The 25,876-nt window shown below is 33.7% G+C and carries 22 protein-coding genes and 4 tRNA genes; 24 read left to right on the top strand and 2 right to left on the bottom strand.

Translation table 11 applies throughout. From position 1 onward, the window contains the following. Positions 1 to 10 precede the first annotated feature (10 nt). The gene (gene rnhB / locus OZP15_RS13825) at positions 11 to 670 is read right to left on the bottom strand and encodes a ribonuclease HII (RefSeq protein ID WP_281336413.1); all 660 of its coding nucleotides are present in this window, start codon (positions 668 to 670) and stop codon (positions 11 to 13) included. A 173-nt stretch (positions 671 to 843) separates the two neighbouring features. Between rnhB and OZP15_RS13820 the strand changes: the two genes are divergently transcribed. The 7 genes from OZP15_RS13820 (at position 844) to OZP15_RS13790 (ending at position 11,184) form a co-directional block, all read left to right on the top strand. Beyond that, positions 844 to 2,802: a putative porin gene (locus OZP15_RS13820; protein WP_269227952.1), complete on the top strand. Its 1,959-nt coding sequence runs from the start codon at positions 844 to 846 to the stop codon at positions 2,800 to 2,802. A 189-nt stretch (positions 2,803 to 2,991) separates the two neighbouring features. Further along, positions 2,992 to 3,390: a hypothetical protein gene (locus OZP15_RS13815; RefSeq protein WP_281336412.1), complete on the top strand. Its 399-nt coding sequence runs from the start codon at positions 2,992 to 2,994 to the stop codon at positions 3,388 to 3,390. A gap of 620 nt (positions 3,391 to 4,010) precedes the next feature. After that, entirely contained in the window at positions 4,011 to 7,088 is a 3,078-nt protein-coding gene (locus OZP15_RS13810) for a SusC/RagA family TonB-linked outer membrane protein (RefSeq protein ID WP_281337491.1), read from the top strand. 11 nt (positions 7,089 to 7,099) lie between these two features. Further along, positions 7,100 to 8,743 carry a RagB/SusD family nutrient uptake outer membrane protein gene (locus OZP15_RS13805; protein ID WP_281336411.1) on the top strand — a complete coding sequence of 548 codons (1,644 nt, stop codon included), beginning with the start codon at positions 7,100 to 7,102 and terminating at the stop codon, positions 8,741 to 8,743. A 280-nt stretch (positions 8,744 to 9,023) separates the two neighbouring features. Next, a complete protein-coding gene (locus OZP15_RS13800) occupies positions 9,024 to 9,506 on the top strand; it encodes a 3'-5' exonuclease (RefSeq protein ID WP_269226022.1) in 483 nt (160 codons plus the stop codon). Positions 9,507 to 9,634: 128 nt separating this feature from the next. After that, complete coding sequence (locus tag OZP15_RS13795) at positions 9,635 to 10,906, top strand: DUF2851 family protein (protein WP_281336410.1); 1,272 nt, start codon at positions 9,635 to 9,637, stop codon at positions 10,904 to 10,906. Between the two features lie 50 nt (positions 10,907 to 10,956). After that, on the top strand, positions 10,957 to 11,184 hold the full coding sequence (locus OZP15_RS13790) for a PspC domain-containing protein (protein WP_281336409.1): 228 nt from the start codon (positions 10,957 to 10,959) through the stop codon (positions 11,182 to 11,184). A 59-nt stretch (positions 11,185 to 11,243) separates the two neighbouring features. On the opposite strand, the gene OZP15_RS13785 is transcribed toward OZP15_RS13790, so the two are convergent. Continuing rightward, a complete protein-coding gene (locus OZP15_RS13785) occupies positions 11,244 to 12,881 on the bottom strand; it encodes an amino acid permease (protein WP_269226020.1) in 1,638 nt (545 codons plus the stop codon). 172 nt (positions 12,882 to 13,053) lie between these two features. On the opposite strand from OZP15_RS13785, the gene OZP15_RS13780 reads away from it, so the two are divergent. The 17 genes from OZP15_RS13780 (at position 13,054) to rpoB (ending at position 25,680) form a co-directional block, all read left to right on the top strand. Beyond that, positions 13,054 to 13,950 (top strand): ComEA family DNA-binding protein, encoded by an 897-nt coding sequence (locus tag OZP15_RS13780; protein WP_269226019.1) that lies wholly within the window; start codon positions 13,054 to 13,056, stop codon positions 13,948 to 13,950. A 21-nt stretch (positions 13,951 to 13,971) separates the two neighbouring features. Next, the gene (locus OZP15_RS13775) at positions 13,972 to 15,114 is read left to right on the top strand and encodes an acyl-CoA dehydrogenase family protein (protein ID WP_269226018.1); all 1,143 of its coding nucleotides are present in this window, start codon (positions 13,972 to 13,974) and stop codon (positions 15,112 to 15,114) included. 193 nt (positions 15,115 to 15,307) lie between these two features. After that, entirely contained in the window at positions 15,308 to 15,505 is a 198-nt protein-coding gene (gene rpsU, locus OZP15_RS13770) for a 30S ribosomal protein S21 (RefSeq protein WP_281336408.1), read from the top strand. 69 nt (positions 15,506 to 15,574) lie between these two features. After that, entirely contained in the window at positions 15,575 to 16,471 is an 897-nt protein-coding gene (locus tag OZP15_RS13765) for a tyrosine-type recombinase/integrase (protein WP_281336407.1), read from the top strand. Positions 16,472 to 16,503: 32 nt separating this feature from the next. Next, the gene (gene hpf, locus OZP15_RS13760) at positions 16,504 to 16,806 is read left to right on the top strand and encodes a ribosome hibernation-promoting factor, HPF/YfiA family (RefSeq protein ID WP_269226016.1); all 303 of its coding nucleotides are present in this window, start codon (positions 16,504 to 16,506) and stop codon (positions 16,804 to 16,806) included. Between the two features lie 92 nt (positions 16,807 to 16,898). Further along, a tRNA-Thr gene (locus OZP15_RS13755) sits at positions 16,899 to 16,972 on the top strand. Positions 16,973 to 17,033: 61 nt separating this feature from the next. Further along, positions 17,034 to 17,114: transfer RNA gene (locus OZP15_RS13750), tRNA-Tyr, on the top strand. A gap of 86 nt (positions 17,115 to 17,200) precedes the next feature. Beyond that, positions 17,201 to 17,272, top strand: a tRNA-Thr gene (locus OZP15_RS13745). A gap of 53 nt (positions 17,273 to 17,325) precedes the next feature. Next, positions 17,326 to 18,513: an elongation factor Tu gene (gene tuf / locus OZP15_RS13740; protein WP_281336406.1), complete on the top strand. Its 1,188-nt coding sequence runs from the start codon at positions 17,326 to 17,328 to the stop codon at positions 18,511 to 18,513. Between the two features lie 54 nt (positions 18,514 to 18,567). Beyond that, positions 18,568 to 18,641: transfer RNA gene (locus OZP15_RS13735), tRNA-Trp, on the top strand. Between the two features lie 15 nt (positions 18,642 to 18,656). Further along, a complete protein-coding gene (gene secE / locus OZP15_RS13730; RefSeq protein ID WP_269226015.1) occupies positions 18,657 to 18,854 on the top strand; it encodes a preprotein translocase subunit SecE in 198 nt (65 codons plus the stop codon). Between the two features lie 10 nt (positions 18,855 to 18,864). After that, on the top strand, positions 18,865 to 19,416 hold the full coding sequence (gene nusG, locus OZP15_RS13725; protein ID WP_269226014.1) for a transcription termination/antitermination protein NusG: 552 nt from the start codon (positions 18,865 to 18,867) through the stop codon (positions 19,414 to 19,416). Positions 19,417 to 19,480: 64 nt separating this feature from the next. Next, positions 19,481 to 19,927, top strand: a complete 447-nt coding sequence (gene rplK / locus OZP15_RS13720) for a 50S ribosomal protein L11 (protein ID WP_269226013.1) — start codon at positions 19,481 to 19,483, stop codon at positions 19,925 to 19,927. 3 nt (positions 19,928 to 19,930) lie between these two features. Next, entirely contained in the window at positions 19,931 to 20,620 is a 690-nt protein-coding gene (gene rplA, locus OZP15_RS13715; protein WP_269226012.1) for a 50S ribosomal protein L1, read from the top strand. A 22-nt stretch (positions 20,621 to 20,642) separates the two neighbouring features. Further along, complete coding sequence (rplJ, locus tag OZP15_RS13710) at positions 20,643 to 21,143, top strand: 50S ribosomal protein L10 (protein WP_281336405.1); 501 nt, start codon at positions 20,643 to 20,645, stop codon at positions 21,141 to 21,143. 93 nt (positions 21,144 to 21,236) lie between these two features. Further along, complete coding sequence (gene rplL, locus OZP15_RS13705) at positions 21,237 to 21,608, top strand: 50S ribosomal protein L7/L12 (protein WP_281336404.1); 372 nt, start codon at positions 21,237 to 21,239, stop codon at positions 21,606 to 21,608. A gap of 259 nt (positions 21,609 to 21,867) precedes the next feature. Further along, a complete protein-coding gene (rpoB, locus tag OZP15_RS13700) occupies positions 21,868 to 25,680 on the top strand; it encodes a DNA-directed RNA polymerase subunit beta (RefSeq protein ID WP_281336403.1) in 3,813 nt (1,270 codons plus the stop codon). Positions 25,681 to 25,876 lie beyond the last annotated feature (196 nt).

Below are 25,876 nucleotides of genomic sequence, written 5' to 3'. Positions count from 1 at the left end.
TGGTTAAACCTTAAATCTCCAATTTCAACTGTTCAGGCAATAATCGAAAACTCATTCTATGGTATTTTGTAGTGCCATATTTTCTGATGGCTTCGCGATGTTCTTTTGTTGGATAACCTTTATTTTGCTTCCAATTGTACATCGGGAATTCTTCGTGAATCTTGTTCATATATTCATCACGATAGGTTTTTGCCAAAACGGAAGCAGCTGCAATACTCAAATATTTGGAATCTCCTTTGATGATGCTTTGATTGGGGATTGATTTTAATAATTCGATTTCTTCTTTTGTAAACCGTTTTCCGAAAGTGTTTTTCAAACCCAGTTTGGCGTTCAATGCTCTATTGCCATCCACAATAATAAACTCGGGAATTGGATTTAATTTCAAAACACATTCCTGCATTCCTTTCATCGAAGCATTCAGTATGTTGATTTCGTCAATTTCTTTCGGATGCAAATGCGTTACGGCAAAACAAAGTGCTTGTTCTTCGATAACAGGTCGGAGTTTTTCTCTAACTTTTTCAGACAATTGTTTGCTGTCGTTGAGGATTGCATTCTCAAAATCGGCTGGTAAAATTACCGCAGCCGCAGTTACTGGACCTGCTAAACAACCACGACCCGCTTCGTCTGTTCCTGTTTCTAGAATAAAAGATGAAAAATTAGTGAGTAACATAAAGAGTAAATTGAAACAACAAATATTGTAAAAAAATATTCAAAAAGGAGAATCAAATTACTACTTCCCAAAACATTCCTATAAATGAATGCCTTTTTTTATTTGTATCTTTTTTCATTTACCTTTGCTTCGTTATAATTTTCGAAAAATTGCATAATCATATACCGCTCCAAATGAGGAATTTCTTTTTCTTGTGTTTATTAATCTTACCAATAACTGTGTTTTCTCAACAAAAAGTCACCGATTTGTTTGGTTTTGACAGCAAATACAATAGTACCGACTCTATTAAGAAAAAAGCAGAAAAAATTGCAACTATCGATATGTACCGTGTAATAACTTTAGAGCGAGATACGACTTACATTGATACCTCTTTGACCATAAAAAAAATGTACAATTTTAATTATTTGCGACGAGATAATTTTGGACTGATGCCTTTTTCTAATGAAGGACAAACATATAATACGTTGCAATACAGTTTGAATGCTTTTTCTCCTTATCCCGAATTTGGATTCAAAGCCAAACATTTTAATTTTCTTGAAGCCAATCAAATTAGGTATAGTTCTGTAGCCACTCCCGTAACCGAATTGTATTTCAAAACCGTAATGAAACAAGGACAAAACGTTGATGCTTTTTTTACGTTGAATATGTCCCCAAGACTTAATTTTTCTATAGCATACAAAGGATTGCGATCCGAAGGTAAGTATGTAAATCAAATGTCCAGCACGGGGAATTTTAGGTTTACAACAAGTTACAATACTAAAAACGAACGCTATTTTGCTAATGCCCATTTTGTTTCCCAAGACCTTTTGAATGAAGAAAATGGAGGAATTACAAATGCCGAGGATTTTGAGAGCGAAGATCCAGCTTTTGAAAACAAAGACCGACTGGAAATTTATTTGTCAGATGCTAGGTCTTTTTTGAAAGGCAAGCGAATTTTTTTAGACCATTTTTACAGAATTAATCCAACTAAAGGTGACAATAACTTGTATGTTAATCATCAATTTAATTACGAGAATAAGTTTTTTGAATACAATCAGGCAACCGTTACTTCAAGTCTTGACCAATTTGGGACTGTGTATCGTTTTGGGGATTCGTACAAAACCAGTGGAATAAACGATCAAACTCATTATAATAAGACATATAATAAAGTAGGAGTTACCTACGAAAATACCACTTTAGGAAAGTTTCAGTTTTTTGCGGACGATTTTTTTCATAATTATTATTACAACCAAATTTTGGTTTTAGATGACCAAACAATTCCGAGTTCCATTAGTCAAAGAATTAACTCTGTTGGTGGGCAATATGAATATCGAAAAAACAAATGGAATGGAAAATTCTTGCTTTCAAGATCATTGTCCAATCAATCGTTGTCAAATTTAGATGCTAAAATGCTGTACGATTGGAGTGATGATATACAATTCTCGTTCCAATATCAAAATATGAACAAATTGCCCAATTTGAATTATAATTTGTATCAAAGTAGTTATGTAGCCTACAATTGGTCGAATGATTTTAAGAACGAAAAAATAAATTCGATTACTGCCAGTGCAATCACTCCATGGGTTGAGGCTTCGGTTCAATACTCAACATTTAACGATCATTTGTATTTTGAAGATATTTCGAATGATGATCAAATAGCATCTAGACAACAAATTGTCGCTCCAAAACAATACGGTAATACGATTAATTATTTGTCTGTAAAAGCGAATAAGGAATTCAAATTTTGGAAATTAGCATTAGACAATACGCTTTTGTATCAAAAAGTAGATCAATCGGATTTGATTTTGAATGTTCCTGAATTGGTAACACGAAACACTTTTTATTTTTCGCAAGAAATGTTTCGAAAAGCCTTGTTTTTTCAAACAGGAGTTACCTTGAATTATTTTACTAATTATTATGCAAATGAGTATAATCCTGTAATTGGTGAGTTTTTTACACAAGATAAGAAGAAAATAGGGAATTTTGCCAATTTAGATTTCTTCTTTAATGCTAGACTCCAACGAACTCGAATTTACATAATAGCCGAACATTTCAATTCGTCATTAACGGGAAATAAGTATTATTCTTCTCCAAGTAATCCCTATCGTGATTTTATGATTCGATTTGGTGTAGTTTGGAATTTCTTTCAATAGATTTTTATTCAAAAAGACAACTTTTATGCTGTAATTTAAAATAATTCAAAAATAAATTCACAATAAAAACCCATAGGATTACTGGTCTTGTGGGTTTTTTGTTTGTTTTTTTAGAAAAAAATGGCCAAAATACGGAAACCCGTAAAGTAGCAAATTTTGACTGATTTATATTTGAGAAAAATTATTCAAATGGAAATAGAGTCGGTTAAAAAATGCATTTTAGAAATCTACAAGGTTTGGAGCGTTATCGGTGATTGTGAGGATTGTTTTAGGTATGGTGAAATCCATGAAAGTTTTGTCGTTCAGATAATATCTAACTATTGTGTTGGTCAAGGTTATGAGGTGGAAGGATTTCCTATCCAAAAAAGAATATTTGAAATAATTAATGCAGATTATGATGAGGCTTATTTTTGTCATGATCGCTACATTAAGTATTTAGATGTTTTGGCCACACAACATGATGATGTGTTTGAGCTGATGTTTTTTTATTCGACTACATTTTGGCCAGAGCAGTTTTATGATGAAGAATTATACCGACAACGGTTGTTGGACTATATTAGTTGTGATATCTATGGAATAGAGTTTTAAATCGAGAAATAAAATAACTGAAAAAGCCTGTTAGAAAAAAAATGTCTAACAGGCTTTTTTATTCGGTCTGCTTTATTTTATCGTTTTTTTGGGATGGTTTATGCTTTTAGAGTTTTTCATACAGAACAGATGTTGGTTTTTAAAGAATTTTCATATAATTTATTTAGTAAGAAAGTTAGGTTTGATTTTTGTAGTCTTTTTAACTGAGTTTAATTCTTTTTTGTTTTTATTTATTTTGTTTTTTAACAGTTAATATTGAATTGTTTATGATATTAATTATGAATAATGTTTTTTTTTGTTAGTTTTTTTTTGGGTGCAATAATTTATTTGATTTATATTTGGTTAATGATAAATTATGGTATAGATTTGCGCAATCGATTACAATTTAACTTTATATTAACGTTGTTGTGATTTGTGATTTTTTGCAAAATATAGGATTGGTAGCAGAATGGGTTTTTTTGTAATATTATTAAATATCCAAAGTGCCGAACAGATTTAATTGATTGTAATGTTTAATCACTAAGCAAAATTGTAATAATTGTTAACTATTATATTTAAATATTTTAGATATTGAAAATTTACCAACCAACCAAATTTATAAACCAATGAAAAAAAAGAAAATGAAAGTGAGTCTTTGTTCCTTTTTATTAGGAATTTTACTCTGTATGCCAATTTACGGGCAAGAAGTGTTAAATGTTTCAGGCACTGTTACTGATGATGCTGGGCCATTACCTGGTGTTTCTGTTTTAGTTAAAGGAACAAATAAAGCAACATCTGCTGATTTAGATGGTAAGTATGTTATAAGTGCTAAATCGAATGATGTTTTAGTGTTTAGTTTTGTAGGATATAAATCAGTTGAAAAACCGATTAGTGGAAAATCAAACATAAATGTTAGTATGGCTGCTGAAAGTAGTCAGTTAAATGAAGTAGTTGTAGTGGGTTATGGTTCTGTTAAAAAAACTGATTTAACTGGATCAGTGAGTACTATTAAGCCTGAAGCGATTACTGAAAGAAATGTTAACAGTCCATTAGAAGCTATACAAGGGAGTATGCCAGGGGTGCAAATCACCTCTAATTCTGGGCGTTCAGGCGACGGTTATAAGATGGTTATACGTGGAAATAACTCTTTAGGTGGATCAAGTCCATTATATATTGTAGATGGTGTGCCAACAGATAATATTGATTTTTTAAATCCTCAAGATATAGCACGAATGGACATATTGAAAGATGCTTCGTCTGCTGCTATCTACGGATCTAGAGGGTCTAATGGTGTTGTTATTGTGACTACAAAAAGTGGTACATCTGCAAAAGGTGGTATAAGTATATCTTTTGAAAGTTCTTATGGTACAAAAACAGCTAGTCGTTTACCTGAAATGATGACTGCGAGCGAATGGTGGAAGTTTCACCGTACTGCTTATATGACTGCTAATCCTGTGACTCAAACGCAAGCCCAACTTTTAACAGCTTCATCAGTTAGAAGTGCTTTATTGGTTGAAAGAGCAAATAATGGATATAGTTTTGATTGGTATGATGCTGTTTTACAATCAGGGATGACATCAAATAACTATTTAAATTTATCAGGCAGAGCTGAAAATGGACTGTCATATAATCTTGCTTTTGGTATTCAAAAAGATGAGGGTTTAATAGATAAAGACACAAATGATAAATATAATTTTAAATTAGGAGTTAATCATAAAATCAATAATAAATTTTCTACTGGAGCAAATCTAACAATTGCAAGAGTAGTGACAGAATTAGGTAGTGATTTGGCAATGCAAGAGGCTTTTCGTTTAAGTCCATTACTATCGCCATGGGCTGTAGATTCAAATGGTCAAGATATTGTAGGACAATTATTTTTCTTACCGGGAAAATTAACATTGCCTAATAGTACAGCTTTCGTAATTGATAAGACAAGTACAGTGAATCCATTGGTAGAAATTGCAAATTCTGTTCAAGACAGAAATAGATGGCAAACTATTGGAAATGTCTATTTTCAATACCAACCTATTGACTGGTTATCATTCAAAACAACTTTTGCAGCAGGTTTTGAAAATGAAGAAATTGGTAAAGCATTTGGTGCAGAATCTAATGCAGGTGTTGGATTAAATGGAAAAAGATCGGCATCATTAAATAAAAATGAAAATTTTAATTATACATGGGATAATCAAATAGATATCAAAAAGACTTTTAACGAAGTGCATGATTTTAGTGCATTGTTACTACAAAGTTTGTTTTCAAATGTTGACAAAACATCATTTGCATCATCAAATGGTATGCCTTTCGATACAGGATATTATGACTTGGGAGCAGGTGTTCAAACAAGTTATAATATGGACTCTTTTTTCGAAAAAAGAACATTAAGTTCTTATGCACTTCGTTTAAATTATGTTTTTAAAGATAAATATTTGTTAACAGCTACAAATCGTTGGGATGGTGCTTCAGTTCTTGCAGAAGGTGTAAAATGGCAAAGCTTTCCTTCAGTAGCATTAGGATGGAAAATTAGTAAAGAATCCTTTTTGCAAAACAACAAAGTTATTTCCGATCTTAAATTAAGAGCTAGTTTAGGATATACAGGAAATAATAATGTACAACCTTATTCTACTCAACAATTACTAGATCAACAAACTTTTTATGCTAATGGTACTAATTTAGTTACAGGTTGGGAGTCTAAGAATTTAGCGAATGCAGGTTTAACTTGGGAAAAAACACGTGAATTAAACTTCGGACTTGATTTCGGATTTTTAGCTAATCGAATTTCAGGTAGTGTTGATGTTTACGATCGTTTATCTGATGAGCTAATATTCAATAGAGCATTACCTTATGAATATGGTGTTCCTGGAGGCGCTACAATTTCTAACGTTGGATCGATAAGTAATAAAGGAGTTGAGGTAATTTTGACTACAAAAAATATTCAAACTGATAAAGTGAAATGGGAAACGACTTTTACATTCACTAAAAATGTGAATAGTTTAGAATCTATCAACGGTCAGAACAAAGTAGATGATATTGGTAATAATTTATTTATAGGTAAGCCATTAAACTCAAATTACAATTATGTATATGATGGTGTATGGCAAGAAAGTGAAGCAGCTCAAGCAGCAACTTATAATATGCTACCAGGTCAAGCACGTCCAAAAGATTTAAATAGTGATGGTAAATTTGATGCATTAGATAGAACTACAATTGGAAATCCAAATCCTCAGTGGCAAGGAAGTGCCTATTCAAAATTAACAATTGGTAATTTTGACTTCAACTTCTCGATTTTAACAAGCCAAGGTCAAACAGTTTTGAGTTCATTTCATCAAAATTTTGCTAACGTAAGTGATCGTGGACGTCAAAAAATGAAAATGGATTATTTTATCCCAACAAATGGTGGAGGTATAGCGGCTAACGCATCAAATGCATATCCACGACCTGGGCCAGTAGCAACTGGAGCAGGAGCTTTCTGGGGAAATAATTTTGCCTATTATCGCGATGCTTCTTATGTAAAAATCAAAAATATCTCTTTCGGATATACACTTCCTTCAGAATTGATAAAAAAATTAAAAGTGAGCAATTTAAGAGTTTATGTTAATATACTAGATCCGTTTGTGTTCACTGATTTCGAGGGATATGATCCAGAGTGGGCAAGTGCTTCTTTAGGAGTTAACCGTCCTGCATCTATAACAACACAATTGGGATTAAGTCTTAAATTTTAATTAAAGAAAAAATGAAAAAAATAATAGTATTATTAGGAATTGTTGGTGCAATTTTTACTTCTTGTAGTAATTTTATTGAAGAAGACATACGTTCAAATGCATCTGCAGATGAGACCTACAAAACTGCTGCAGGTTTCCAGTTTTTAATAAACAGTACCTACGCAAGATTGAAAACTATTTATGGTGGTGAACCATGGTTGTTTTGTTCAGGGACAGATATGTATGCTGAAGGAAGGGGAACTGAACCAGCGGGCTTAAGTCAATATTCTCAATTGATTCCAACATCAAGTAATGTAGAATATTTGTATAGAGAATGTTATAAAGCTATCCAATCTGTAAATAAAACTATATATTATTCTACAATTACAGAGCAAACGCCTAACATACCTGTGTTAGTTGGAGAAGCTAAATTTATTAGAGCAATGTCTTATTTTTTATTAGTGCAAACTTATGGAGGAGTATCCATTGTAGAGAAAAATTTCACATCAGACAATGAAGCTTTTACTAGAAATACTGCTGAAGAAGTATATGCTTTTATAATTAAGGATTTAGAAGAGTCTTTAGCAGCAGTTGGTACTGGTGCTTATGCTTCTACCGGTAAGGTTAATAAAAGAGCGGTCAATGATTTGTTGGCTAAAGTATATTTAACAAAGGGATATGAGTCTTTTGGGACACTCGCAGATTTTACTAAAGCAGCAACCTATGCTGATGCTGCTATTGCAGGTCAGACATTAACAGTAGCATGGAGCCAGTTGTTTTTGCCAGCAAATGATTTGAATGCTGAAGTTATATTTTCTGTTCAGTTTGATAAAAATTCAACTAGTACAGATCCTACAAGATTAGGAAACAATCAATTTTATTTTTTTAGTTCTTATTTAGGAGGTAGTGAAACAAGAGGTGGAGCTCCATTAAGAAGTTATAACTTATGTCCAACTGGATACGCTTTGGGGTTGTATGAAAAAGGAGATCAGCGTTGGGCAGCCACTTTTATGCATGAAGTGTATGAAAATTATTATGATTTCTTTAGGGTAGCTGATAAGACGAACTTAAAAATCAAACATTTTTATGAGCCAAAATGGTTTACTGCTCAAGATAAAGCAACATATTTAGCAACAAACGCTAATAAACTTGCTACAGGTTTTATTTATCATCCTTGGGGAGAATATTCTGCAGAATATACTTTAACTAAAAATTTAGATTACCAAACTATTCCTGTTAAGAAATTTGATGATCCAGATCCTCTAACACCTGCAACTACAGGTCCAGCGAGTACGCGTGATTTCATAGTTTCTAGACTTGGAGAGACATATTTAATTGCTGCAGAAGCTTATCTTAAAGCAGGTAATCCTGGAACTGGTTTAGCACGTTTAAATGAGGTAAGAAGAAGAGCTGGTGTTGCTAATGCAACTGCGGTTGAGTTTAATATTGATTACATATTAGACGAAAGAGGAAGAGAATTGTTAGGTGAATATAAAAGATGGTTTGATTTGAAACGTACTGGAACACTTATAGCAAGAGCTTCTCAATACAATTACAATATTAAAGCAGTTAATTTTGATGGTAACAACGGTGAAAAGAAAATTTTAAGACCAATTCCTCAATTAGTGCTTGATTTGAATCCAAATAAAGATTTCCCTCAAAACCCAGCTTATTAATCTTTAATTAATCTTGTCTTGTAATTTAAGAAGCTGTTTGAAGTAAATTTAAACAGCTTCTTTGTGAATAATTTGTAGCTTTACAGAAAAGTAACAGATGTGTAGGTTTTTTTAATCAATAGTTTTTTTAAATTCAATCCGTCATTTTTATGGCGGATTTTTTTTGTTTTAAAAGTGAAATGAATTAGAATAATTTTAAAATATAAAATAAAGAGTAGTTTTGTAATACCTCAATTGGTGTCAAATTATCGAATGAATCTAATAAAAAAAACAAAAATAAATGACCTTCACTGCCATAGATTTTGAAACTGCAACAGGGTATCATCCTTGTTCCGTAGGGATTGTAACGGTCGAAAACGGTGTGATTGTTGACGAGTACGTTACTCTAATTAAACCACCAAATAATGTATATAATCCCTATACAATTGCTGTTCATGGTATTTATCCACGTGATACTTACAATGCCAAAAACTTTGTAGAAGTTTTTCCTGAAATTAAAAAACGCCTGCAGAATAGAGTAGTTGTAGCACATAACGAAAGTTTTGACCGTAATGTTTTAGCAAAATCGATGGCGTTTTATGGCTTGGATTATGCAGAATTAAATATCAGTTCTCGATGGGAATGTACCGTGAAAATCTACAAAGCCAAAGGCTTAAAACCAACCAAATTAAGTGACTGTTGCCGTGAAATGAACATCAAACTCAACCATCACGAAGCTTTATCAGATGCTCGAGCTTGTGCTAAATTGTATTTACTTCGTTAGCCAGATTGAGAGGAATTAAGCAATCTCATTTCATGAATAGCAATTAGGTTTTTAAAATCTGAATATATTCTTTTTTTTACTAATTTAGTATTTAGGATGAGTTTATTATCTCTCATCTAAAAAAATATATGAAAGAAGATTTTCTTCACTACCTCTGGAAATTCAAGAAATTTGATGCACTGAATTTAAAAACCTTCAATGGGGAAGAAATTACCATTATTAATTCAGGACAATATTTAGAGCTTGCTGGCCCTGATTTTTTCAATGCACAAATCACTATCGATAATCAAAAATGGGCTGGTAATGTAGAAATTCACCTCAAATCTTCGGATTGGTATGTGCATCATCACGAGAGAGACGAAGGGTATGAAAATGTAATTCTTCATGTTGTGTGGGAACACGATACCGAAATTTTCAGAAAAAACAATACCGAAATTCCAGTATTGGAACTTAATAAATATGTCGATGCCGAAACACTTCACAATTATCAATCTTTATTAACTCCAAAATCTTGGATTTTTTGCGAAAAACAATTGGTTGAAATTCCACAATTTACTTTGAAAAATTGGCAAGAACGCTTGTTTTTTGAACGCTTGGAGCGAAAATCAAAACCTGTTTTTGATTTACTAGAACAAACGAATCAGAATTGGGAAGCTGTCTTGTTTTGTCTTTTAGCCAAGAATTTTGGATTGAATACCAATGGTGAAATTTTTCTTAAAATTGCCCAGTCTATTCCTTTTTCGATTATTCGAAAAGAAAGCTTTGAAGTAGAAAATCTAGAAGCTTTACTGTTTGGAACTGCGGGATTATTAGATACTGAAAAAGAAGATGTCTATTTCAAAGATTTGAAATTTCGCTATTTCTATTTGTTACATAAATATCAATTAGAGAGAAAAATAATCGAACCGGTTCAGTTTTTCAAGCATCGACCAGATAATTTTCCAACCATTCGATTGTCGCAATTGGCGAATTTGTACCATAGTCAACAAAATTTATTTTCAAAAATTAGTAGTTGTAATTCACATGAAGTTATTTATGAAACCTTCAATGTTTCGGCTTCCAATTATTGGCAAAATCATTACCAATTTGACAAAGAAAGTCCCAAGAAAAAGAAACTACTTTCTAAATCATTTATCGATTTGATCTTGATTAATACCATCATTCCGCTTCAATTTGCTTATGCAAAAAGTCAGGGAAAAGAAATTTCGGAAGATTTAATTCAGTTATTGGATGAGGTCGCTCCTGAAAAAAATGCTATTTTAGATAAGTTTAGTTCCTTTGGAATTAAATCAAAAAATGCCTTTGAATCGCAATCCTTATTGCAATTAAAGAATGAATATTGTAATAAAAGTAGTTGTTTGGAATGTGCTATTGGAATGGAATTACTAAAGAAAAATTAATTGAAGAATAAAACGTAATTTTGCTTTTCGGATAATTAATTTAGTTAAAAATGTCAGCTATAATACAACTCAAATTTTTTTTAGAAAAACACGGTTTTCACGTTTCTTCACGTTTGGCGGATAAATTAGGAATGCGGGCCAATAGTGTGCGGTTATTTTTTATTTACATATCGTTTGTAACCGTAGGATTGGGTTTTGGAATTTATTTAATTTTAGCTTTTTGGATAAAATTAAAGGATTTGGTTCGAGCTAAACGATCATCGGTTTTTGATTTATAAACATAAAAAAAAGGGATTTTAAAAAGCTTAAAATCCTTTTTTTATTGATATGTATTATGTTATCTTACTTTTTTAAAACTGTAAGCATAAATTAAAGCATGGATTGCAGCAAAAATTAATGAAAAATAAAATAAGAAATGGTCATCAATTTCGATGTCACTATGATGAATAAAAGCAATAATAATTAAAGCCAATACCATTCCCAATCCTGAAGCAGAAACTGTTTTGTAGCTTTTTAAACTAAATTGTCCATTGTTTAAGTGGCTATTTTTCATTCCGTAAAACAGGTATAAATCAAATCCAATCATCATCCAAACGATAAGACGAATCCAAGTGTCTAATGGTAAAAACACCATCATAAATAAGCAAACTGCGACACCAGCAATAGGAACGAAAGGAACCAAAGGTGTTTTGAAAGCTCTTGGTGCATCTGGCATTTTTTTGCGCATAATTAATACTCCGATACAAACTAAAATGAAAGCAAATAAGGTTCCAATGCTAGTCATTTCTCCAACGACTCTTGCAGGGACAAAAGCAGCAAAAAGGCTCACAATTACCATGAACAATAAGTTGTTTTTTGCAGGTGTTCTGTATTTTGGATGTACTTCAGAAAATACTTTTGGCATTAAGCCATCTTTACTCATTGAAAAAAATACTCTACTTTGACCCATAAGCATCACTAAAATCACTGACGAATAGCCTCCTAAAATGGCTAGTAAAATCGCATTGTTTAGCCAAGGATAAGCAGGAGTTATTAATCCATTAGTACCGACACTACCCATTGACTCTACCGCAACTGCCACAGGTGCAATTCCATCTTTTCCTGCAAATGCCTGATAATTTACCACTCCAGTCATTACATGCGCAAATAAAATATAAAGGATAGTACAGATTCCTAATGATAATAAAATTCCAATTGGCATATCTCTTTTTGGGTTTTTAGCTTCTTGAGCAGCTGTTGAAACAGCATCAAAACCAATATAGGCGAAGAATACTATAGCGGCAGCTCTAATGATTCCCGAAAAACCAAACTCTCCGAATGTTCCTGTATTTTCTGGAATGTATGGGCTGTAATTTTCAGGTTTTATATATTGCCATCCTACAGCAATAAATACTAAAACTACGCTAACTTTTAATAAAACGATAAGTCCGTTTACAAAGGAAGATTCTCTTGTTCCTCGTATTAAAAGGAATGACATAATCATTACAATTGCTACTGCAGGAATATTTATGATGCCGCCCTCAAAAGGTGAAAGCATATAAGCATCATCTATATGAATGTCATATCCTCCGAGAAATTTTCCGAAATACCGAGACCAACTAATAGAAACTGTGGCAGCTCCAACGGCATATTCTAGGACTAAATCCCAACCAATAATCCAAGCAACAAATTCTCCCATTGTAGCAAAAGAATAGGTGTAAGCACTTCCTGCAACAGGAATCATAGAAGAAAATTCGGCATAACATAAACCAGCAAAAACACAACCCAGTGCTGCTACAAGAAAGGAAATGGTTATTGCTGGACCTGCATTTGCTGATGCTGCTAGACCTGTTATTGAAAATAATCCAGCACCAATGATAGCACCTATGCCTAATGCAACAAGTCCCGTTGCGCTTAATGTTTTCTTTAATCCTTTTTCAGAATCTTCAGCTTCAGCCAAAAGTTGATTTAATGGTTTTCTTTTCCAAATTGACATTTTATTTTGGGTTTTGGTTACTATTTTTCAAATATATTGTTTTTTTGACGGACTAACGATAGAGAAATCTTCATTTTTAAAATTGTTTATTCTCTTTTTAACTTTTTTATTGAAGAAATGATTATTTATTAAAATATTTCTTATTTTTATCTTTATTAAAGATGCTTTTGTAATGAGTTTAGAAGAAATAAAATCTTTGTTTGCCTTTTCCAGGAACCAACAATTGGGTATTTTGTCATTATTTTTCATAATTATTGTTTCTCAATTAGTTTATTTTTTTGCAGATTTCAGTTCCGTTTCCAATAATCCTCCAGAAAAAGAAAAATGGCTTTCACTGCAATCACAAATTGATTCTTTAAAAGATGAAAAAAGAGATTTTGTACCGAAAATGTATCCTTTCAATCCTAATTTTATAACGGATTACAAAGGCTATAAACTCGGAATGTCGGTTATAGAAATCGACAGGCTTCTGGCTTTTAGAAAACAAAATAAATATGTGAATTCACCCGAAGAGTTTCAAGCAGTAACTAAAATTTCTGATTCTTTATTGAATGCTATTTCGCCTTATTTCAAATTTCCCGATTGGGTTAAGAATAAAAAGGAATTCAAAAATGATTTTAAAGAATATAAAAACTATTCTAATACAGCTTTCGCCAAAAAAGAGAAAGTAGTAATTATTGATATCAATCAAGCTACTCAAGAGGATTTGGTTAAGGTGTATGGAATTGGCGATGCTATTTCGCTTCGAATTTTAAAATTTAGAGAAAGTTTAGGCGGTTTTGTTGCAATGGAACAAATGAACGATGTTTGGGGATTATCACCAGAGGTTATTGAGAAATTGAATGTCCATTTTAAAATTTCTGCACGCCCAAATATTAAGAAAGTGGATATTAATAACGCATCTATCAAGGAATTGGCTCAATTTCCGTATTTCAATTATCAGCAAGCCAAACAGATTGTAACTTTCAGAAGTATGAATGGTGATTTTAAAAATGTTGATGATTTAACAAAAATTAAAGGATTGTCTATTGATAAGGCAAAAATTATAGCCTTATATTTGGCGTTTTAAAATTCATACCAAATTATTACGATGAACTTCGATTACAGCGAAACGCAAACAATGATAGCTCAATCTATTAGAGATTTTGCCGAAATAAACATTAGACCTTATATAATGGAGTGGGATGAAACTCAAATTTTTCCGATTCCGTTGTTTAAAAAACTAGGCGAAATGGGTTTTATGGGAATTTTAGTACCCGAAGAATTAGGTGGTTCAGGATTGGGGTATCATGAATACATTACTATTGTTGAAGAAATTTCCAAGGTAGATCCGTCTATAGGATTGTCTGTTGCGGCTCATAATTCATTATGTACCAATCATATTTTGACTTTTGGAAATGAAGAACAAAAGAAAAAATGGATTCCAAAACTGGCTACAGGCGAACATATTGGTGCTTGGGGATTAACGGAACACAATACAGGTTCAGATGCAGGAGGAATGAATACTACTGCTGTAAAAGACGGAGATCATTGGGTAGTAAATGGAGCCAAAAATTTTATTACACATGCTATCTCTGGGGATATTGCAGTTGTTGTAGTGCGAACGGGTAAAAAAGGAGATTCTAAAGGAATGACAGCTTTTGTTTTCGAAAAAGGAACACCAGGATTTACTTCAGGAAAAAAAGAAAATAAGTTAGGAATGCGAGCCAGTGAAACAGCAGAATTAATATTTGATAACTGCCGAATTCCAGATGCCAATCGTTTGGGAGAAGTAGGTCAGGGATTTATCCAGGCGATGAAAATATTAGATGGTGGAAGAATTTCTATCGGAGCTTTGTCATTAGGAATTGCCAAAGGTGCTTATGAAGCAGCGTTGAAGTATTCGAAAGAAAGACATCAGTTTGGGCAACCGATTAGTAGTTTTCAGGGAATTTCTTTTAAACTAGCAGATATGGCTACCGAAATTGAAGCATCGGAATTATTGTTGCACAAAGCAGCTTTCTTGAAACAACAACACAAACCTGTTACAACATTAGGAGCAATGGCAAAAATGTATTCGTCAGAAGTTTGTGTGAAAGTTGCCAACGAAGCCGTTCAGATCCATGGTGGTTATGGTTATACTAAAGATTATCCAGTAGAGAAATTCTACAGAGATTCTAAATTATGTACTATAGGAGAAGGAACTACTGAAATTCAAAAATTGGTGATTTCTAGGAATTTGTTGAAAGAGTAAAAAGAAAGACGAAGAGCTAATAGACGAATAAGATAATAGATTGAAAAGTCGAAATGCAAAAATTGCATTTTATTATGTCTATTATCTATTCGTCTATTACTTTTAATCTTAAAAAAATAATTTACAATTCATAACTCATAATTCATAATTAATTTTTACTTTTGCACCCTTAACGAAAGGAGGTGATAAAATTATGTTAATTATACCAATTAAAGACGGAGAAAATATCGATAGAGCATTAAAGCGCTATAAAAGAAAATTTGATAAAACAGGAACTGTTCGTCAATTAAGAGCACGTACTGCTTTTATAAAACCATCAGTTATCAATAGAGCGAAAATTCAAAAAGCCGCTTATATTCAAACTTTGAGAGATAACATCGAGAATATTTAATTATTTTCTGTTACAATAAAATACCGTTAGTAATTAAAGTTTCTTAACTTTGATGCTAACGGTTTTTTTATGGGTACTACAAAAGACGCATTTCGAGATTACTTGCAATTAGAGAAAAAATATTCTCCTCATACTGTAAATGCGTATTTGAATGACATTCATTTCTTCGAGTCATTCAATAAAAATCAATTCGATCAAGAAAATATAGATCAGGTAAATTATAGTCAAATCCGAAGTTGGATAGTATCGCTAGTGGATGACGGAGTATCGAATGTTTCTGTTAATAGAAAGATGCAGTCTTTGAAGGCGTTTTATAAATTTTTATTAAAAATAAAGCAAATTCAGGTCAGTCCACTGCTGAAGCATAAAGCGTTAAAAACTCCAAAAACACTTCAAATCCCTTTTTCGCAAAAAGAAATCGAAACTGTTTTGAATCAAATGCAAAATCCTAGTGGCTTCGAAGAAATAAGAGATAAGTTGATAGTTGACTTATTTTATACAACTGGAATTCGAAGAACAGAATTGATTTATTTGAAATGTGCTAATGTAGATGTTTCAAATAATACGATAAAAGTGCTTGGTAAGAGAAATAAAGAGCGAATTCTCCCGCTGTTACCAATTATTTCTCAACAATTAATCTTGTATTTAGATGAAAGAGCAGGTTTAGAGGAGGTTATAGATAGTGAGTTTTTTTTCCTCACAAAAAAAGGGTTAAAATTAAATGAATCCTTTGTGTATCGATTAATAAATACGTACTTTAGTAAAGTCTCCGAAAAAGTAAAGCGAAGTCCGCATATATTAAGACATACATTTGCGACTCATTTGCTAAACAACGGAGCTGATTTGAATTCAGTAAAAGAGTTATTAGGACATTCTAGTTTGGCATCTACACAAGTATATACTCATAGTAGTTTGTCAGAGTTAAAACGAGTGTATGAAGATGCGCATCCAAGGAATAAGAAATAATTCTAAATGTTTAACCAATAAAAATTTTGATTATGAAGGTAAATGTTCACGCAGTTAACTTTGCTGTTGACGGGAAATTAGTAGATTTCATTCAAGAAAGAATGGATAAATTGGAAAAATATTACGATAAAATAGTGTCGGCAGATGTTTTTCTGAAAGTAGAAAAGACAAGTGAGAAAGAAAATAAATTTGTCGATATAAAAATTCACGTACCAGGAGATGATTTTTTGGTTAAAAAACAGTGTAAGACTTTTGAGGAAGCAGTAGAGCTTTCGGCAGAATCGTTAGAACGTTTGTTGGTTAAAAGAAAAGAAAAAATAAGAGATCATATTTAATATTAAATTTTTTTTAAAAAATGTTTTGATTGAGAGATAAAATTTCTACATTTGCAGTCCGTTAGAAATAGCGGACTTTTTTTATTGATATTGCCAGCGTAGCTCAGTCGGCTAGAGCAGCTGATTTGTAATCAGCAGGTCGTGGGTTCGAGTCCCTCCGCCGGCTCTTTTTTATTTCAAATGCGATTTGGAATTTGTTCTTTAAATTATTGAAATTTAAAAAAATTGGGGAGATACTCAAGCGGCCAACGAGGGCAGACTGTAAATCTGCTGTGTGAACTTCGCAGGTTCGAATCCTGCTCTCCCCACAAGAAAGAAGTTAAGATTTCAGAATCTAGATTTCAGATTTTCAAATCTAAAATCTATAATCACAAATCTAAAATCAGAACTCTCTGCCGACTTAGCTCAGAGGTAGAGTGCTTCCTTGGTAAGGAAGAGGTCACGGGTTCAATTCCCGTAGTTGGCTCAAATTTGTAGAATTAAAAATAAATATATAAACTAGATTAAAAATTAAGTAAAATGGCAAAAGAAACCTTTAACCGTTCGAAACCACACTTAAATATTGGTACGATCGGACACGTAGATCACGGTAAAACTACTTTAACAGCAGCAATCACAAAAGTGTTATCTGATGCTGGTTACTGTCAAGCAAAATCATTTGATCAAATTGATAATGCTCCTGAAGAAAAAGAAAGAGGTATTACAATTAATACTTCACACGTAGAGTACGAAACTGCTAACCGTCACTACGCTCACGTTGACTGTCCAGGTCACGCGGATTACGTAAAAAACATGGTTACTGGTGCTGCTCAAATGGATGGTGCTATCTTGGTAGTTGCTGCTACAGATGGTCCAATGCCGCAAACTCGTGAGCATATCCTTTTAGGTCGTCAGGTAGGTATTCCTAGAATGGTTGTATTTATGAATAAAGTGGATATGGTTGATGACGCTGAATTGTTAGAATTAGTAGAAATGGAAATCAGAGACTTATTGTCTTTCTACGAATATGATGGAGACAACTGTCCAGTTATTCAAGGTTCTGCTTTAGGTGGATTGAATAATGATGCTGCATGGGTTCCTAAAATTCTTGAATTGATGGAAGCTGTTGATGCTTGGATCGAAGAGCCAATTCGTGATACTGAAAAACCATTCTTGATGCCAGTTGAGGATGTATTTACAATTACTGGTCGTGGAACTGTTGCTACAGGTCGTATTGAAACTGGTATTGCTAATACAGGTGATGCAGTTGAAATCATTGGTATGGGAGCTGAAAAATTGACTTCTACTATTACAGGAGTTGAGATGTTCCGTAAAATCCTTGATAGAGGTGAAGCTGGAGATAACGTAGGTTTATTGTTAAGAGGTATTGATAAAGAATCTATCAAAAGAGGAATGGTTATCATTAAGCCAGGTTCAGTAAAACCACACAAAACTTTCAAAGCAGAGGTGTATATCTTGAAAAAAGAAGAAGGTGGACGTCACACTCCATTTCATAATAACTACCGTCCACAGTTTTACGTACGTACAACTGACGTAACAGGAGTTATTACTTTGCCAGCAGGAGTAGAGATGGTTATGCCAGGGGATAACTTAACTATCAATGTTGAGTTGTTGAGCCCAATCGCTATGAGTGTAGGTTTACGTTTTGCAATCCGTGAGGGTGGTAGAACTGTAGGAGCTGGACAAGTTACTGAAATTGTAGGTTAATACTATAATAATTATAAAACAGTGTCGTGTTTTGCGACACTGTTTTTTTTAACTACGGGCGTAGTTCAAGGGTAGAATAGCGGTCTCCAAAACCGTTGATGGGGGTTCGAATCCCTCCGCCCGTGCCAATAAAATTTATCATAATGACAAAAGTTGTGAATTACATATCAGAAGCATTTGAAGAATTAAAATCAAATGTTACTTGGCCAGAATGGGCAGAAGTACAACGTTTAACGATTGTTGTGGCTCTTTTTTCAGTAATATTCGCCTTGGCAACATGGGGAGTTGATGAGGTTTTTGCAAAAGCATTGGCTGGTTTTTTTAACTGGTTAAAAGCGTAATTTTTTTGTTATGATAGATAATAATTTAAAAAAGTGGTACGTTGTTCGAGCAGTAAGCGGTCAAGAGAATAAAGTGAAAGCTTATATCGAAACCGAAATTGCTAGATTAGGAATGTCTGATTATGTTTCTCAAGTTTTAGTTCCTACTGAAAAGATTGTGACTGTAAAAGACGGAAAGAAGTTAGCTAAAGATAAGGTTTATTTTCCAGGTTATGTAATGCTTGAGGCTAATTTGGTTGGTGAAATACCTCATATTATTAAGTCTATAACTAGTGTAATTGGATTTTTAGGTGAAACAAAAGGTGGAGAACCTGTTCCGTTAAGACTTTCAGAAGTAAATAGAATGTTAGGTAAAGTGGATGAGTTGGCTGTAAATACAGATACTCGTTCAGTGCCGTTCAATTTGGGAGAAACAATTAAAGTGATAGATGGTCCTTTCAATGGTTTCAATGGAACTGTTGAAAAAATAAACGAAGAAAAGCGTAAGCTAGAAGTAATGGTTAAAATTTTCGGAAGAAAAACTCCATTAGAATTGAGCTTTATGCAAGTTGAAAAAGTATAATTTTTGTTACATATAATAAACACACATTTTCGCTTCCAATGTTAATGTGTTAAATTTTTAAAAAATGGCTAAAGAGATTAGTAAAGTAGTTAAACTACAAGTTAAGGGAGGTGCTGCGAACCCGTCGCCACCGGTTGGACCTGCTTTAGGTGCTGCTGGTGTTAATATCATGGAGTTCTGTAAGCAATTTAATGCTAGAACACAAGATAAACCAGGTAAAGTTTGCCCAGTGCAAATTACAGTGTATAAAGACAAATCTTTCGATTTTGTTGTAAAAACACCACCTGCTGCTGTTCAATTATTGGATGCAGCAAAGCTTAAGTCTGGTTCAGGAGAACCAAATCGTAAGAAAGTAGCTAGCGTTACTTGGGATGTTATCAAAACAATCGCGGAAGACAAGATGGTTGATTTAAATGCATTCACAATCGAGTCTGCTATGAGCATGATCGCAGGAACGGCTAGATCTATGGGTATAACTGTAACTGGAGATTCTCCTCTAAAACAAGCGTAAGACATGGCAAAATTGACAAAAAAGCAAAAAGAGGCTGCTTCAAAAATTGAAAAGAACAAATTGTATTCTTTGAAAGATGCTTCTGCATTAATTAAAGAAATTGCTTCTGCAAAATTTGATGAGTCTGTTGATATCGCAGTACGTTTGGGTGTAGATCCAAGAAAAGCGAATCAAATGGTTAGAGGTGTAGTAACATTGCCTCACGGAACTGGTAAAGATGTAAAAGTATTGGCATTAGTTACTCCAGATAAAGAAGCGGAAGCTAAAGAAGCTGGTGCAGACTATGTAGGTCTTGATGATTACCTTCAAAAAATTAAAGACGGTTGGACAGATGTTGATGTAATTATCACTATGCCAGCTGTTATGGGTAAATTAGGTCCATTAGGTCGTATTTTAGGACCTAGAGGTTTAATGCCAAACCCAAAAACAGGTACTGTAACCATGGATGTTGCAAAAGCTGTTGCAGAGGTAAAAGCTGGTAAAATTGACTTTAAAGTTGATAAAACTGGTATCGTGCACGCAGGAATTGGTAAGGTTTCTTTTGGAGCTGAACAAATCTTCGATAACGCACACGAAATTATTCAAACATTAATCAAACTTAAACCAACTGCTGCTAAAGGTACATACATTAAAGGTATTCACCTTACAAGCACAATGAGTCCAGCAATTGCGTTGGATCCTAAAGCAGTATAATTGGTAGTTAAAAATTTTTAGTATGACTAGAGAAGAAAAATCAATCGCGATTGAAGATTTAACTGCACAGTTAGCTGGTACAAATATTATTTATGTATCTGATATTTCTGGATTAAATGCAGAAACAACTTCAAACTTGAGAAGAGCTTGTTTTAAAGCAGGAATTAAATTAGAAGTTGTTAAGAATACTTTGCTTGCAAAAGCAATGGAAGCTTCAGCTAATGATTATGGAGACTTGCCTTCTGTATTAACAGGAAACAGTGCTATCTTTATTTCAGATGTTGCAAATGCACCTGGAAAAATAATCAAAGATTTTAGAAAAAAATCTGATAAGCCTGTTTTAAAAGGAGCTTATATTAATTCTGAAATTTACATTGGAGACAATCAATTAGATGCCTTGGCAACTATTAAATCTAAAGAAGAACTTCTTGGAGAACTTATTGGATTATTGCAATCTCCTGCACAAAGAGTTATTTCTGCTTTACAAAACCAATTCGCTGGTAGCGAAGAGGCTGAAGCATAATACTCAAAACAGGGAATTAGATTTCCTTGTTGCTTAAAATAGCGCACAATAAATAAATTATATTTTACAAATCATTTTAAAACGATAGAAAAAATGGCAGATTTGAAACAATTCGCAGAACAATTAGTTAACCTAACAGTAAAAGAAGTTAACGAATTAGCAACAATATTAAAAGATGAGTACGGAATCGAACCAGCTGCTGCAGCTGTAGTAGTGGCTGCTGGTGGTGGTGAAGGTGCTGCTGAAGAAGCTCAAACAGAATTTACAGTTGTATTGAAAGAAGCTGGTGCTTCTAAATTAGCTGTTGTAAAATTAGTAAAAGAACTTACAGGTTTAGGTTTGAAAGAAGCTAAAGACGTAGTAGATAGTGCACCTGCTAATGTAAAAGAAGGTGTTTCTAAAGAAGAAGCAGAAGGTTTGAAAAAATCTCTAGAAGAAGCTGGAGCTGTAGTTGAATTAAAATAATTCAACTCGCTTTAGAAAATCAGGTTTAGGTCTTGGATATACATCCAATGACCTAAACCCTTTTTCGTATAATATAATTATACTCTAAAAGTTATCTTAAAAGAGTCATGTAATACGAAATAGCTTTTAGTCAATACGAAGAAAAAAATTTACAGATACTGGTTTATTTTTAAGATGTATTGATCATAAAAGAAAGTATACGTTACCCAGTGTATTCACACAAAAAATTACTTTTTTTTAATCAAAATTTTGTCAATTGATGTTATCAAATCAAACTGAAAGATTGAATTTTGCCTCAACAAAAAACATACCTCAATATCCAGATTTTCTAGATGTTCAGGTAAAATCGTTTAAAGATTTTTTCCAATTGGAAACCAAATCTGACGAAAGAGGCGACGAAGGCTTGTACAATACCTTCATGGAAAATTTCCCAATTACAGATACAAGAAATAACTTTGTATTGGAATTCCTGGATTATTTTGTAGATCCACCACGTTACACCATTCAAGAATGTATCGAAAGAGGTCTTACGTATAGTGTACCTTTAAAAGCAAGGTTAAAACTATATTGTACTGATCCAGAACACGAAGATTTTGAAACTATTGTTCAGGATGTTTATTTAGGAACTATTCCTTACATGACTCCGAGTGGTACTTTTGTAATCAATGGTGCTGAACGTGTTGTTGTTTCTCAATTACACCGTTCTCCTGGGGTTTTCTTTGGACAATCTTTCCATGCCAATGGAACAAAATTATATTCTGCAAGAGTAATTCCTTTTAAAGGATCTTGGATAGAATTTTCAACCGATATTAACAGCGTAATGTACGCTTATATCGACAGAAAGAAAAAATTACCTGTAACCACTTTATTCCGTGCCATTGGGTTCGAAAGAGACAAGGATATCCTTGAGATTTTTGACCTTGCAGAGGAAATTAAAGTTTCTAAAACAGGACTTAAAAAATATATTGGTAGAAAATTAGCCGCTCGTGTTTTGAACACTTGGCATGAAGATTTCGTGGATGAAGATACCGGCGAAGTTGTTTCTATCGAACGTAACGAAATAATCCTTGACCGTGACACAATTATCGACAAAGATAATGTGGAAGAAATCATCGATTCTAACGTTAAATCTATTTTGTTGCACAAGGAAGATAATAATGCAGTAGATTATTCCATCATCCACAACACGCTACAAAAAGATCCAACCAATTCTGAAAAAGAAGCCGTTGAGCACATCTACAGACAATTGCGTAACGCAGAACCGCCTGATGAAGAAACTGCTCGTGGTATTATAGATAAATTATTCTTCTCTGACCAACGTTACAATTTAGGTGAAGTAGGTCGTTATAGAATAAACAAAAAACTGGGTCTTGATACTCCAATGGAAAAGCAAGTGCTTACCAAAGAAGATATCATTACTATCGTTAAATATTTGATCGAATTAATCAATGCGAAAGCAGATATTGATGATATCGATCACTTGTCAAACCGTCGTGTTAGAACAGTTGGAGAACAATTGTCTCAACAATTTGGTGTAGGTTTGGCTCGTATGGCTAGAACCATTCGTGAGAGAATGAACGTTAGAGATAACGAGGTGTTTACACCAATCGATTTGATTAATGCTAAAACATTATCCTCTGTTATCAACTCTTTCTTTGGAACAAACCAGTTGTCTCAATTTATGGATCAAACGAATCCATTGGCCGAGATTACACACAAAAGAAGATTATCTGCACTTGGACCAGGTGGACTTTCGAGAGAGAGAGCCGGATTTGAGGTTCGTGACGTTCACTATACGCACTACGGACGTTTATGTCCAATTGAAACGCCGGAGGGACCAAACATTGGTTTGATTTCATCTCTTGGTGTTTATGCCAAAGTTAACGGAATGGGTTTCATCGAAACACCTTACCGTAAAGTAACTAAAGGAGTGGTAGATTTAGAATCTACTCCAGTTTACTTGAGCGCAGAAGAAGAAGAAGGAATGATGATTTCCCAAGCAAACATTGAAATGGATGCTACAGGAAAGATTCTAGCTGATAATGTAATTGCCCGTCAAGAGGGTGATTTCCCAGTAATTGATCCTTCTGAAGTTCATTATACAGACGTTGCTCCAAACCAGATTGCTTCGATTTCAGCTTCATTGATTCCTTTCCTGGAACATGATGATGCGAATAGAGCATTGATGGGATCAAATATGATGCGTCAGGCTGTACCATTGTTACGTCCTGAAGCACCTATTGTTGGAACCGGTTTAGAGCGTCAGGTAGCTTCAGATTCTAGAGTATTGATTAATGCTGAAGGACCTGGAACTGTTGAATACGTAGATGCAAATATCATTACTATCAAATACGATCGTTCTGAAGAAGAAAGAATGGTAAGTTTTGAGCCAGATGAAAAGACATACAATTTAATTAAATTTAGAAAAACCAATCAAAGTACAAGCATCAACTTGAAGCCAATCGTAAGAAAAGGTGACAGAGTGAGTCTTGGACAAGTATTATCTGAAGGATATGCAACCCAAAATGGAGAATTAGCTTTAGGTCGTAACCTAAAAGTTGCATTTATGCCATGGAAAGGGTACAACTTCGAGGATGCGATTGTGATTTCTGAAAAAGTAGTTCGTGACGATATTTTTACCTCTATCCACGTTGATGATTATTCATTAGAAGTTAGAGATACTAAATTAGGTAACGAAGAATTAACGAATGATATTCCAAACGTTTCTGAAGAGGCTACTAAAGACTTGGACGAAAACGGTATGATCAGAATTGGTGCCGAGGTGAAACCTGGTGACATTCTTATCGGAAAAATTACACCAAAAGGAGAATCAGATCCTACTCCGGAAGAGAAATTGCTTCGTGCCATCTTCGGGGATAAAGCAGGAGATGTAAAAGATGCTTCATTGAAAGCTTCTCCATCTTTACACGGTGTTGTTTTGGATAAAAAATTGTTCGCAAGAGCAGTAAAAGATAAACGTAAACGTACTCAAGATAAAGATGCTTTGGGTGCTTTAGAAATGGAATTCGAAGTAAAATTTGTTGAATTAAAAGACAAATTAATTGAGAAACTTTTCAATATCGTTAACGGAAAAACTTCTCAGGGTGTAATGAATGATTTGGGTGAAGAAGTATTGCCAAAAGGTAAAAAATACACTCAAAAAATGCTTTATGCTGTTGAAGATTTCGCTCACTTAAGCAAAGGTCAATGGGTTGCTGATGATGTAACCAATACTATGGTTAATGATTTGATTCATAACTATAAAATTAAATTGAACGATTTACAAGGTGCATTGCGTAGAGAGAAATTCACGATTACTGTAGGTGATGAATTACCATCAGGAATTTTGAAACTGGCTAAAGTATATGTTGCCAAAAAACGTAAACTGAAAGTTGGGGATAAAATGGCGGGACGTCACGGTAACAAAGGTATTGTTGCACGTATCGTTCGTCACGAAGATATGCCTTTCTTGGAAGACGGAACACCAGTTGATATCGTATTGAACCCACTTGGGGTACCTTCACGTATGAACATTGGTCAGATTTATGAAACTGTTCTTGGATGGGCTGGAATGAACTTGGGTAGAAAATTTGCTACTCCAATTTTTGATGGTGCTTCTCTTGACGAAATCAATGCTTTGACTGATGAAGCTAACGTACCACGTTTTGGACATACTTATCTTTATGATGGTGGAACTGGAGAGCGTTTTGCTCAAAAAGCAACTGTTGGAGTTATCTATATGTTGAAATTGGGTCACATGGTTGACGATAAGATGCACGCACGTTCAATAGGACCATACTCATTGATTACACAACAGCCATTAGGAGGTAAAGCTCAATTTGGAGGTCAGCGTTTTGGAGAGATGGAGGTTTGGGCACTTGAAGCTTATGGAGCATCAAGTACACTTCGTGAAATCTTAACAGTAAAATCGGATGATGTAATTGGTAGAGCTAAATCTTACGAGGCAATCGTTAAGGGAGAATCTATGCCAGAGCCAGGTTTACCAGAATCATTCAATGTATTGATGCACGAATTGAAAGGTCTTGGTCTTGACATTCGTTTGGAAGAATAGTATTCAGTGATCAGTGGTCAGTAATCAGTTGGTAAACTGAACACTGAACACTGATTACTTTTTTAAATTAGTTTTCAGGATTTATACCCGTAACCCGTTCCGATTTTTTATATAATCCTATATAATTAGCACTTCAAAATTTAGTTGAAGTTTAGAGAAGTAATCCGAGGGCAGAGACGTTGCAGTGCAACGTCTG

It is taken from the genome of Flavobacterium eburneipallidum, from assembly GCF_027111355.2.
GTDB lineage: Bacteria > Bacteroidota > Bacteroidia > Flavobacteriales > Flavobacteriaceae > Flavobacterium > Flavobacterium eburneipallidum.
Note: the sequence above shows the minus strand (reverse complement) of the source record. Positions and strands in the feature narration are given on the sequence as shown.